The organism is Slackia faecicanis (assembly GCF_003725295.1).
Taxonomy (GTDB): Bacteria; Actinomycetota; Coriobacteriia; order Coriobacteriales; family Eggerthellaceae; genus Slackia; species Slackia faecicanis.
Window position 1 is genome coordinate 155,190 of the sequence record NZ_QICB01000001.1, and the last position, 12,108, is coordinate 167,297.

A 12,108-nucleotide genomic window follows, 5' to 3' on the forward strand; every position below is an offset into this window, starting at 1 on the left:
GCTTCTCCTAAACGTAGAGGATGAACTTCTTCTCGCTCTTCTTGAAGATGAGCAGACCGACGGCGAAGGTGACCACGGCCATGCCGAGGCAGATCAAGTTCTCTTGAAGGCCGGGAACGGTGCCGTCGAGCAGAAGCTGGCGGAAGTACGAGACGTAGTGGTACATGGGGTTGAGCTCCATGACGGGCATCATCCAGTCGGGAAGCACCATGACGGGATAGAACAGCGGCGTGGCATAGGTCCAGGCGGTGATCACGACGCTCCAGAGATGGCACACGTCGCGGAAGAACACGGCCAGCGCCGAAAGGGCCAGGCCGAGGCCCGCGGAAAACAGCACGACGAACAGCAGCAGCACCGGAAGCATGAGCAGGCTCAGGCTGGGCGCCACCCTGAAATACACCATGACGATCGCCACCGCGATCAGCGAGATACAGAAGTTGACCAGCTGGAAGAGCACTTTTTCGATTGGGAAGATCAGCTTCTCGATGCGCACTTTCTTGATGAGCGACGACGAATCGAGAATCGACCACATGGCGCCGGTGGTCGATTCCGACATCAGGGCGAACAAGGTGTTGCCCAAGATGATGTAGAGGGGATAGTTGGGAATGTCGAAACGGAAGAACGTGCTGAACACGGCGCTCAGGACGATCATCATGAGCAGGGGATTGAGCACCGACCAGACCACGCCCAGGGCGCTTCGGCGGTATTTGAGTTTGAAGTCTTTCGAGACAAGCGATGAAATGGTGAACCAGTTGCGCTTCAAGGTTGCCTTGTTTATCGCGTTGGACATGGCGTACCTGTGACTTTCTTATAGTTCGTCGGAATACAAACGAACCGAAATTATACCCCACGCGTCGCAGGCTCTGCATTCTTCACCGAAAGAGCTTCGAGAGTCCGGACGGGCGGACGGGCCGTGCGAAGGCCCCCCTTTTTTCGTCTCGAAAGCGATTTGTGTGCAAAATTCTTGTCATATTTACGTATGTTCAAAATGCTGTTACCATTTTGAGAAATGGAACACACCGTGCCGGCCGCCGTTACGCTGCAGCCGGCATACTTATATAAAGGAGGACATGCGTGCTGACGGAAAACGAATTCAAGGTGCTTCGAGCCATCGTTTCCTCGCCTTGCGGCAACCAGCGTTCGCTTGCCGAAGCGGCGGGCGTTTCTCTGGGAAGCGCCAACAGGGCTTTGAAGGGCCTCTCCGAACGCGGCATGATCGAAGGCTACGAGGTTACGGAAGCGGGCCGTGCATGTCTCGAAGAGTACAAGGTCGAAAACGCGGTGATCATGGCCGCGGGCCTTTCGTCGCGCTTCGCGCCCATTTCCTACGAAAAGCCCAAGGGTTTGCTGGTGGTGCGCGGCGAAGTGCTGATCGAGCGCCAGATCCGCCAGCTGCAGGAGGCGGGCATCGCCGATATCACCGTGGTGGTGGGCTATAAGAAGGCGCACTTCTTCTATCTCGAGCGCGAATTCGGCGTCAAGATCGCGGTGAACGAGGAATACGCCTCCCGCAACAACAATTCCTCGCTGATGGTCGTGCGCGAGCAGCTGGGCAATACCTACATCTGCTCGTCCGACGACTACTTCACGGAGAACCCCTTCGAGCAGTACGTGTACAAGGCCTTCTACGCCGCCACTTACGTAGAGGGCGAGACGAAGGAATGGTGCATCAGGCAGGGAACGGGCGGCCGCATCGAATCGGTCACGGTGGGCGGACGCGACTCGCTCGTCATGCTGGGCCATGTGTATTTCGACCGCGCCTTCTCGCGCGGCTTCGTCGATATCCTGGAGCGCGAATACGACCTTCCCGCCACGGCCGACAAGCTGTGGGAGGAGATCTATGCCGACCACATCAAAGAGCTCGACATGACGGCGCGCCCCTATGCCGAGGGCATCGTCCACGAGTTCGATTCGCTCGACGAGCTGCGCGATTTCGATCCGTACTTCCTGCGCAACGTGGATTCCGAGGTGTTCGACAACATCGTCGCGGTTTTGCAGTGCGACGTCGACGACATTCACGACGTCTATCCTTTGAAGCAGGGCCTGACCAACCTGTCATGCCATTTCGCCGTGGGCGACGCCGAATACGTTTATCGCCACCCGGGCGCCGGCACCGAGCTCATCATCGACCGCGAGGCGGAGCTCGTGGCGCAGTCGTTGGCTAAAGAGCTCGGTTTGGACGACACGTACATCTTCGAGGACCCGGAGCAGGGCTGGAAGATATCGCGCTTCATTCCCGGCTCGCGCCAACTCGACCCGAACAACGCCGAGCAGGTCAAACGTGCGATGGAGATGGCCCGCGTGCTGCACGAGTCGCCCATGGGGACGCGCCGCACTTTCGATTTCTACGACGAATCGAAGAAGTATGCCGCGCTCTACGAAGAGGCCAAGGGCCGCATCGATATCGCGGGCTTTCAGGAGATGGCGGCGAAAGCCGATCGTCTGAAGAGCTATCTCGACTCCGACGGAGCCAGACATTGCCTCACGCATAATGATTTTTTCTCACTGAACTTCCTGATTGACGAGAATGACAAGATGTATCTGATCGACTGGGAATATTCGGGCATGTCCGATTACGCGAGCGACTTCGGAACGTTCGTGGTGTGCGGCGAGCTCGACTTCGACCAGGCCCGAGAGGCGCTGACGTTCTACTTCGGCCGTACGCCTTCGTTCGAAGAGATGCGCCACAACTTCGGGTACGTGGCCATGGCGGGCTGGTGCTGGTACGTCTGGTCGCTGTTCAAGGAGGCTCAAGGCGAGCACGTGGGCGAATGGCTCTACATTTACTATCGCTACGCCGTGAACTACTTGGACAGGGTCATCTCCTGGTATGAAAACGGAGCGGAGCAGGACGCCTAGCGTTTTTTTGAAAGCCGGTCCGGAAGGGCGCGGCGTGAATGACGGTTCGAGAAGAGGAAAGCGGGTCGATCGTGGAACAGCGCGTCGCCGAACTGCGCGAGCAGCGCAGGAGGAAGTATTTCGTGAGGGGCCTGGCTTTCGCCGTGGCTTCGGGCGTCTGCTACGGCCTGTATACGGGCTTTCTGACGCTCGCCCAGACCCAGGGCGTCTGGGGGTCGTGGTTCGCGGGCCTCGAGTGGGGCGAAGGACAGGCGGCGCTGAGCGCCTTCGTGGTGACGTTCGCCCTGGCGGCTTTGGCCGCAGGCCTCAACGACCTTATCAGCGGCGTATGGTCGGTTGCGGTATGCGCGAAGAACCGCCAGGTCGGCGACTTGTGGAAAACGGTCAAGACGAAGCCGGGCCGCATCATGATGTTGTGCGCGGCGATCGGCGGCCCGTTCGCGACCATCGCCTACGTCGTCGCGCTCAATTCGGCGGCTGCTGCGGGAAATCCCGGCGTCATCGTTCCCATCGCGGCGCTCAACTGCGCCATCGGCGCGGTTTTGGGCCGCATCTTCTTCAAGCAGAGCCTCGGCGTCCACAAGGTCGTCGGCATCGCCGTGTGCCTGCTCGCCGCCGCGCTCATCGGCGGAGCGAGCTTCGCGGCAATGGGCCCGGGCGCGTTCATGGGTTGCCTGTTCGCCTTTCTGGCCGCGTTCGGCTGGGGCTTCGAAGGCTGCGTCGCTGGCTTCGGAACCATTCTGATCGACTACCGCATCGGCATCGCCATCCGCCAGGTCACGGCGGGCCTGCTGGAGCTGTTCGTGGTGTTTCCGCTGCTCATGGCGATCGGCGGCGGCTTCGATGCGCTGTTCGCCGTCTTCGGCGCGGCCGTCACGAGCCCCGCGATGCCCTTCTTCCTTATTTCGGGCCTGTTCGCCATGCCTGCGTTTTCCTTCTGGTACAAGGGCAACTCGATGTGCGGAACGGCGCTCGGCATGGCATGCAACGGCATGTATGCGTTCTGGGGCCCGTTTTTCATCTGGGTCCTCATGGGCCTGTGCAACATCGGCGGCATGGCCGCCGACTATCCGCCGCTGTCGGCCGTGCAGTGGATCGGAGCGCTGATCATGGTGGCGGGCATCTTCTGCATCGCGGTGAACCCCGCCGAACTGCTTCGTTCGAACAAGAAGAAAGGCTAGGCACATGGGCAACGGTCTGATTCCTCTGCATTATGCGATCATCGAGCATTTCGTCGGCGGCGAAGAGGATTGCGCCGCGGGCGTCGTGGCCGCCTTGGACCCCGATTACGGCGGCTATAAGATGCTGACGCATCGCGATGTCGAAGAGGCGCTGGCCACGGCGAAGGAAAACGGCATCCTCGACGAGACGCGCTGCGATTTGGATGCGCGCGGCGATCTGGTCATATACTATCGGATCAACGATTTCGGCAAGGACATGGCGCGTCGCTATCTGGGCTAGCCCGCCGCCCGGCGGCAACGCCCGCGCGCGATATCCGCGGCTTTCGCATGGGATACAATGGCGGCAGGAAATGTCGGTTTGCGTTGTTCGGGAGGCCCGTCATGGTGCGTTCCAGATCCTTTCTCGTGTCCGTATCCGCGGTTCTGCTTGCGCTCGTCCTTGCGGCGGGCGCCGCTTTCGCGCAAGCTTATGGGCGCGATGGCGCGCAAGGCGCCGATGCGGTCGATTTCGTCTATGTCGACGAGGCCGCGCTCGATGCGGGAGGCCGGCAGGCCGTCGCGGTGGCCTTGTCCGACGCCGCCCCGCGCGCGGTTTCGGCATCGGCCGCGTTCGTCCGCGTCGAGGACGGCGCTCGCTTCTCCTATGACGCTGCGGCATGCGGCGGCGCGGGCCTGCTGTTCGAGTTCGCGGCGCACGAGCCCGGCACCTACGCGCTCGAGACGGTCGAATACGCATGCGCGGACGGGTCCGTTCGGACGATCGACTTCTCGTCGGACGCCGGCCGTCCGTGCTCGTTTTCGGTAGGCGGCCCCGAGGTTTTGGGTCGCGCCGCATCGGACGAATCCGTCTCGGTCTACACGCTTTCTGCCGAAGGAGGCCTTGAAAGCGCGTCTTCGTTCGGTGCGGCGGAAATGCCCGTCCTCTCTTCGGACGCGGCCGGCGAATCCGAGGGATTCGCCGCAAGCCTGCTGTCGCGTATGCCTTCTTCCAAGCAGGGCAGGATCGTCATCGCGCTCGACCCGGGGCATGGCGGAAGCGACCCGGGCGCCGTTGCCAACGGGTTGAAGGAATCCGAACTCAATTGGAAGATCGCGCAATACTGCAAGGCGGAGCTTGAAAAATACGCGGGCGTCGAAGTGTTCATGACGCGCGGGCGCGACGAAACGCTCAATTCGCTGACGGAGCGCGTGGACAGGGCCGTCGCCGCCGGCGCGCGCGTCTTCGTGAGCATCCATATCAACTCGGCTTCGTCTTCGGCCCATGGCGCCGAGGTGTGGTATCCCAACGCCAGCAGCTGGAAATACGAGCAGACGCACCTGGAGGGCGGCGAGCTCGCGCGCGATATTCTCGACGAGTTGGTCGCGCTCGGCTTGACCGACCGCGGATCGAAGATCCGCGATTGGGCCGGATCTTCGTATGAGAACGGTTCGACCGCCGACTATTACGGCGTGATACGCCATGCGCGCAGGGTCGGCATTCCGGCCGTCATCGTCGAGCACGCCTTCATCACGAACGAACAGGATGCGGCCATGCTCGCCGACGATGCGACGCTCGAGCACATGGGCCGGGCGGATGCGCGCGGAATCGCCGAGTCGTACGGCCTGCGCACGGAGGGGTCGTGGGTGTCGAAGGACGGGTCGCATCGCTACCTTATCGACGGCGAGCCCGTGACCGACCGATGGTTGTATACGAACGGCTCGTGGTATCGGATGGATGCTCGCGGCTATGCGCTCGAGGGCTGGCAGATCGTCGACGGATCCTGGTATTACTTCGACCCTTCGACGGGCGCCATGTATAGCGCTGCGTGGCTCGAACAGAACGGCGCGATTTATCGCCTGTCTTACTCGGGAGCCATGAATGTCGGCTGGTTCACGGCGGACGGGGCCCGCTACGTCGCGGACGGTTCGGGCGCCTTGCTTTCCGGCTGGCAGTGCGAAAACGGCACGTGGCATTATTACGAGCCGTATGCCGCGACGGGCTGGCGTTTCCTCGGCGGCTCGTGGTATTGGTTCGATAAGCTCGGCGCCATGGCGACGGGCTTCGTCTCCGTCGGCGGCGACCGCTATTATCTGGATGCTTCGGGCGCCATGCGCACCGGCTGGATCCTGGACGACTCGGGGGCGTGGCACTACGCCGACGCTTCGGGCCGCAATATCCTTTCCGGCTGGGCCTTGATCGACGGAGCCTGGTATTGGTTCGACGACGGAAAGGCCCGCACCGGATGGCTCGACCTGAACGGAACGTGGTATCACTTCGACCGCGATTCCTGCGCGATGGATTCGGGCTGGTATCTCATCGACGGCCTGTGGTTCTATTCGGATGAGTCGGGAGCCATGCGCACGGGCTGGCTGTATCTCGGCGAAACGTGGTTCTGGTTCGACTCGTCGGGCGTCATGGCGATCGATTGGCGCTGGATCGACGGCGCCTGGTACTGGTTCGACGGCAGCGGCGCCATGGCCTCGGGCGTTTTCTTCGATTCCGCGGGCAGGCCGTGGCTTGCGGACCAGTCGGGCCGTTTGCTGGACGGAATGCCCGGATGGCGCATGCAGGGCGACGACTGGTTCTATCTCAATGCCGACGGATCGCTGCAGACAGGCTGGCTTTTCGCGGGCGGCGCATGGTATTACCTGGCTCATGACGGCGTCATGCAGACGGGTTGGATCGAGGCAGGCGGCGATAGGTATTACCTGGCCGCTTCAGGCGCCATGGCGACGGGCTGGGTCCTCGTGGACGGAGAGCCGTGCTGCTTCGACGAATCGGGCCGCTTCGTCGCGAATGCGATCGATTCCTTGGAGGCGGTGATGGGCGCGCCTTGCGCTTCTAAGCAGGTGCTCGTCGACGACATGGCGCGCGCGTACGAGCGTGCCGGGGCGACGTATCCCGCATCAGCGCTCGGGCGCGGGGGAGCGCCGACCTTGCGCGAGTTCTGCTCGATCTTGTACGACCAGGCCGTTGCGGAAGGGGTGCGCCCCGAGGTGTTGTTCTGCCAGGCCATGAAAGAAACCGGATGGTTGCGCTTCGGCGGCGATGTCAAGGTCGACCAGTTCAATTTCGGCGGCCTGGGTGCGACGGGCGGCGGCGTGCCGGGCGAGCGCTTCGCAGATGTGGCGCAGGGGCTGCTCGCCCAAGCGCAGCATCTGAAGGCGTACGGATCCGATGCGCCTTTGAACAGGCCTTGCGTGGACGGGCGGTTCTCCTATGTGAAGCGGGGAACAGCTCCGTATGTCGAGTGGCTCGGGATACCCGACAACCCCTATGGCGGCGGATGGGCTGCCGCCGATAATTACGGCTATGATCTGGCGGCCATGATGGGCGAGTGTTTCGCCTGATGGGTTGTGCGCTTCGGGCGCCTCGAACGCATAGATGCGAACGAGGTGCTCACGGAGCGCATGGTTTCGGGTTCGCGTCGGTCGAGGAGGGACCATGAGGGAGACGACGATGTGGAACGGACGTCTGGCGATCGCCGCGGCGGCGCTGGCGGCTATGTGTTTCGGCGCGGGGGCCGCTTATGCCGACGAGCATGCGGCGCCTGCGGCCGAGGCGCTCGTCGAGGCGGGCGCGGTTTTCGAGGGGCCTGGCGATGCGGTCGACGGCGCCGACGGACAGGCGCCCGAAGCGGGAGACGGAAGCCTTCCTGCCGAGCCCTTGCAGCAGGGCTGGAATTATCGCGAAGGCCTGTGGTATTGGACCGAAAGCCAGGGCGATCGCGCCGCGACGGGCTGGTTGTTTCTCGATGGGCGCTGGTATTGGCTCGATCCTGAAGCGGGCGGCGCCATGGCGACGGGCGCTTTCGAGGCATACGGGCATCGGTATGCCGCCGATGCATCGGGCGTCGTGATCATGGACGGCTGGGGCCTGCATGAGGGAACCTGGTACTACGCCGACGCGTCGGGCGTGCTGCGTACCGGATGGGCGTATGCGGGCGGAAGTTGGTATTGGTTCGATCGCGAGACGGGCGCTATGGCGCACGATACGTGGCTCGATGCGGGAGGTTCTCGCTTCTACCTCGCTTCCGACGGAACCATGGCGACGGGCTGGGCTTTCGTCGACGGCGGCTGGTATCTGCTTTCTCGCAGCGGCGAGCTTTATAGCGGATGGATATGCATCGAAGGCTCGTGGTATTGGCTCGACCCCGAGGCGGGCGGCCTTCTTGCCACGGGTTTGTTCGACGTGGACGGTTTCCGCTACTGCGCGCCCCAGGGCGGCGTGGTCGCGGTCGACGGCTGGTGCTTTTTCGAGGGCCGCTGGTATTATGCCGACGGCTCGGGCGCGCTTGAGCGCGGATGGCTGAATGCCGGCGGCGACACCTATTGGCTCGACCCCGAAACGGGGGCCATGGCCACGGGTTTCATCGATCAGGACGGCGCGCTGTACTGGTTCGACGAGACGGGCGCGCTGGCCAAGGGCTCGGTCGTGGTGGACGGCGCGCTGCGCTTCGCCGACGAGACGGGCGCGGTGCGCTTCGATGCGTCGGGCTGGCAAAGCGTCGACGGCAGGAAATACTATGCGGGCGATGACGGCGTGCTTGTCACTGGATGGTTCGAGGACCAGGGCGAAACGTATTGCTTCGACGAGCACGGCGTCATGGACACGGAGTGGATGCTTCGCGACGGCGTGTGGTATTGGCTCGGGGCGGACGGTGCCGTGAAGACGGGCTGGCAGTATATCGGCGGATACTGGTTCTATTTCGACGAGGAAACGGCCGCGATGGCCGTCGGATGGCGTGAAGTGGACGGCGCCATGTACAAGTTCGACGCCGCGGGCTTCATGCAGACGGGATGGATCGCCGAGGGCGGTTCGTGGTACTACTGCCGCGGCGACGGATCCATGGCCACGGGCTGGCAGTGGATCGGCGGTGCGTGGTATTGGCTCGATCCTGAAACGGGCGCCATGGCCACAGGCTGGCTGCATCTCGACGACGGATGGTACTGGCTGCGCGATTGGGGCGCCATGGCCACGGGCTGGATCAACGAGGGCGGCAGCGCCTATAAGCTCGATGCCGGCGGCCGCTGGGTCGAAAATACGGGGTCGGTGCTCGGCGTTTCCCGCACGAGGCTCGTGGAGTGGCTGTGGTCGCATGAGAACGACTGGTATTACTGGGGCACGCCGTATTCGAACGGCTTGAGCGTCGATACATGCATGTACCCCAACGGCTCGCCTCGCTGGGACGGCTTCGTGGGAATGAATTGCACCGGGTTCGTCGCGCATGCCTATGCGATGGCGGGCGGCGTGGGCGATCTTGATGCCATCGGCCGGACCCAGAGCTATTCGCCTTGGCCGACCGGTCCCGGCCGCGGCGGCTATGTCAACGCATGGCGCTGGTACGGCTATGCCGTCGAGCGCGGCGTCGAGATGTATACGTTCGACAGCGTGGCGAGCATGCTTGCCAGCGGCAAGGCCGACAAGGGCGATATCATCTTCTTCAAGACCAACGGCTCGATCGATTGCCATATCGGATTCTTCTGGGGCGATACGCCGTATGAGAACAGGATGTGGCATCAGATCTATCCGCAGAATTGCATTTCGGCATGCTTCAACAACGCCAACAGGTCCGAGTTGTACCAGCAGACCGTGCTGATCAAGGGCTGCTGGTAGCATCTATGGAAAAGGCCTCGTCATGAGGCCTTTTCGCTATCTCTGAGTTTATGTCGGGAGGAGATGCGCCGTTAGCGGCGGCATTGCGCGCGGTGCAGATAGAAATCCTGAAGCCATGCCGCGGACGTTTCGATGTCGAATCCCGCCGCCCTGACGTTTTCGATGTACGCGTCGCGTCGCGCAGGTTTCTCGTCGAGCTTCTTCAGCGCCTCGTCGGCCCACGCCTCGGCGCCGCGTTCGAGGTCGAGGAAGGTCGCCGCGTCGCTTACGCGGGCGATGGCCGGCACGCCTGTCGACACGACGCAGGGAAGGCCCGATGCCTGCGCTTCGACGACCGCCATGCCGAGGCCTTCCTTGAGCGACGTGAACACGAACACGTCGAAGGCGCACAGGACTCGGGCCACATCGTCGCGCACGCCGAGAAACGCCACGTCGTCTTCGACTCCGAGCTCGCGCGCATAGGCGCGCACGGCTCCATCGTCGGGCTTGCCCGCCAAGACGAGCTTCGCGGCGGGTTCCCGTTTCAGGATGCATGCGAACACGTCGAGCAGGAAGCGGTGGTTTTTCACTGGGTCGAAGCGTCCCACGTGCCCGAACACGGGCGCGTGCTCGTCGATGCCCATAGTATGGCGAAGCGCCCGGCGCGCGTCCTCGTCGAAACGATACGATGCCAGGTCGATGCCGTTGTTGAGCACATGGAAGCGGTTTTCGTCCGCGACGATTTCTGCGCCGAAGCGGTCGATGCCCGCCTGGCGCGAGCAGGCCATGAAATAATCGGCGGCGCGTCGCACCGGGCGCGCGGCGGCGCGAAAGATGACTTCGGTGGGCGAGAGAGGGTAGTTCTGCGCATGAGAGTGGGCGACCGCGTACATGCCCCTTCTGCGTGCTTCTTTCAGATAGATGGGCGCGGGCAATCCGATATGGCCGTGGACGATCGAGAACTCGCCATGCGCATCGAAGAATTCCCGACATGCTTTGCGGTACGCGAAGAAATTGGCGATCGTGTAGCGGGGGATGCGATAGATCCGTCCGCCGCGCGCGGCGATTTCTTCGTCGTAGTCGCCTTCGGCGTTGACGAGGAAATCGAACTGGACGTGCTCGGTATCGCATGCGCGATAGAGATTCATAAGCATGCTTTCGGCGCCGGCGCGATTCATGGCGCCGATGACGTGCAGGATGCGGACGGGGTTAGAGCTCAAAGGATTCCTCCTGCTTCTTGGTGCGGGCGGATTGCTTGCGGATAGCGGATATAAGAGCGAAGGTCAGGTATGCGACGCCCGCTACGCAGGCGCCGATGCCGGCGAAGCTCACGCCGTTCATATCCCAGACGTTCACGCAGACCACGCTCAAGGGAATCACGGCCACAAGCGCCACCACGTTGCCGATGAAGTTCGCCTTGAAATCGCGCAGGGCGATGAGCAGGTCACCGAAGAACCACAGGAACGCCGTGGCGGAGGTGGCGATGAGCACGGGATAGAGCAGATAGACGTGCTCGGCGATGCCTTGGCCGAACAGCAGCACGAGCACGGGCTTGCCGATGAACAGCAAAACGATCCAGCAGACGATCGTCACGGCGATAATCGACAGCACGGTGCGCGCCAGCAGCTTGACGAAATCGCTCATCTTCCCGTCGAAGAAATGCTTGGGGAAGATGTCGAGCAGCGGGCCGTACAGATACGTCGCGCCCATCTGCACGATGAGCGCGGGCGCGGCGACCGACGAATAGATGCCGAGGGCCGCATCTCCGCCGACCATGGACAGGTACTGCTTGGGAATCGTGAAGATGGCGCTTGCCGCGACGGCCGCGATCACAGCGGGAAGCGAGGTCTTCAGGAAGAAAAACGCCTTCTTGCGGGTGAGGTGCAAGGCGATGGGCTCGAATTGGCGCGTCTTGCGCATATCGAAAAGCAGGAAGACCAAGGCGGTGGCTACGGTCATGGCCACGATGGCCAGGTTGAGGTCTTGCGTCGGGTAGAACACGACGGCGAACGCCGCGATCGAGGCGACGCCTTGCAGCATGAACGACTTGCCGATGTAATCCATGCGGCGGTGCTGCTGGTCGCAGCCGTGCAGGATGTCGATCAGCAACCCGACGCCTTTGTATACGAAGAACAACGCCACGGTCATGATGGCGTGCGGAGGACAGGTGACCAGCGCGTAGGCGATGCAGGCCAGAAACGACAGCCCCAAGGTCAGGCATCTGAATGCCAGATACTCGGCCAGCGTGTTCTCGCGGTGGATGTCCGAGATCTGGTAGGTGCCCATCTTGTAGTTCGCGAACGTTCCGAAAATGCCGACGACCGACATGGCCAGCGAAAGAAGGCCTGCTGCATCGAATCCGGAAGAAAGGCGCACGACGAGCACCGTGATCAGCCATTGGCACCCGAGATAGAACATCGAGCCGATGGAATTCCACAGGACGTTGGCCTTCAGGGAAAGTTCCCGGGGCTTTTCTTGCTGCATCTCAGCCAC

8 protein-coding genes are annotated in these 12,108 nt (G+C 62.5%); 5 read left to right on the top strand and 3 right to left on the bottom strand.

Going from position 1 to position 12,108, the window contains the following annotated elements; translation table 11 throughout:
• Positions 1-7 precede the first annotated feature (7 nt).
• On the bottom strand, positions 8-790 hold the full coding sequence (locus DMP07_RS00730) for an ABC transporter permease (RefSeq protein WP_123197252.1): 783 nt from the start codon (positions 788-790) through the stop codon (positions 8-10).
• A 284-nt stretch (positions 791-1,074) separates the two neighbouring features.
• On the opposite strand from DMP07_RS00730, the gene DMP07_RS00735 reads away from it, so the two are divergent.
• From DMP07_RS00735 to DMP07_RS00755, 5 genes are all read left to right on the top strand, one after another.
• Positions 1,075-2,859, top strand: a complete 1,785-nt coding sequence (locus DMP07_RS00735) for a phosphotransferase (RefSeq protein ID WP_123197253.1) — start codon at positions 1,075-1,077, stop codon at positions 2,857-2,859.
• 38 nt (positions 2,860-2,897) lie between these two features.
• Positions 2,898-4,040 (top strand): hypothetical protein, encoded by a 1,143-nt coding sequence (locus DMP07_RS00740; RefSeq protein WP_244594796.1) that lies wholly within the window; start codon positions 2,898-2,900, stop codon positions 4,038-4,040.
• Positions 4,041-4,044: 4 nt separating this feature from the next.
• On the top strand, positions 4,045-4,320 hold the full coding sequence (locus tag DMP07_RS00745) for a hypothetical protein (protein ID WP_211324466.1): 276 nt from the start codon (positions 4,045-4,047) through the stop codon (positions 4,318-4,320).
• 101 nt (positions 4,321-4,421) lie between these two features.
• Entirely contained in the window at positions 4,422-7,370 is a 2,949-nt protein-coding gene (locus tag DMP07_RS00750; protein ID WP_161956989.1) for an N-acetylmuramoyl-L-alanine amidase, read from the top strand.
• A 94-nt stretch (positions 7,371-7,464) separates the two neighbouring features.
• A complete protein-coding gene (locus DMP07_RS00755; RefSeq protein WP_123197255.1) occupies positions 7,465-9,636 on the top strand; it encodes an N-acetylmuramoyl-L-alanine amidase family protein in 2,172 nt (723 codons plus the stop codon).
• A gap of 71 nt (positions 9,637-9,707) precedes the next feature.
• On the opposite strand, the gene DMP07_RS00760 is transcribed toward DMP07_RS00755, so the two are convergent.
• Together DMP07_RS00760 and DMP07_RS00765 are read right to left on the bottom strand one after the other, a co-directional pair.
• Positions 9,708-10,835: a glycosyltransferase gene (locus tag DMP07_RS00760; protein ID WP_244594797.1), complete on the bottom strand. Its 1,128-nt coding sequence runs from the start codon at positions 10,833-10,835 to the stop codon at positions 9,708-9,710.
• Positions 10,825-12,099 carry a lipopolysaccharide biosynthesis protein gene (locus tag DMP07_RS00765; RefSeq protein WP_123197588.1) on the bottom strand — a complete coding sequence of 425 codons (1,275 nt, stop codon included), beginning with the start codon at positions 12,097-12,099 and terminating at the stop codon, positions 10,825-10,827. The genes DMP07_RS00760 and DMP07_RS00765 overlap by 11 nt, the downstream gene beginning before the upstream one ends.
• Positions 12,100-12,108 lie beyond the last annotated feature (9 nt).

Bases quoted from the DNA above. Each gene is read 5' to 3' on its own strand.
- DMP07_RS00730 (WP_123197252.1), bottom strand. From the start codon at position 790: ATGTCCAACGCGATAAACAAGGCAACCTTGAAGCGCAACTGGTTCACC.
- DMP07_RS00740 (WP_244594796.1), top strand. From the start codon at position 2,898: ATGACGGTTCGAGAAGAGGAAAGCGGGTCGATCGTGGAACAGCGCGTC.
- DMP07_RS00745 (WP_211324466.1), top strand. From the start codon at position 4,045: ATGGGCAACGGTCTGATTCCTCTGCATTATGCGATCATCGAGCATTTC.
- DMP07_RS00750 (WP_161956989.1), top strand. From the start codon at position 4,422: ATGGTGCGTTCCAGATCCTTTCTCGTGTCCGTATCCGCGGTTCTGCTT.
- DMP07_RS00755 (WP_123197255.1), top strand. From the start codon at position 7,465: ATGAGGGAGACGACGATGTGGAACGGACGTCTGGCGATCGCCGCGGCG.
- DMP07_RS00765 (WP_123197588.1), bottom strand. From the start codon at position 12,099: ATGCAGCAAGAAAAGCCCCGGGAACTTTCCCTGAAGGCCAACGTCCTG.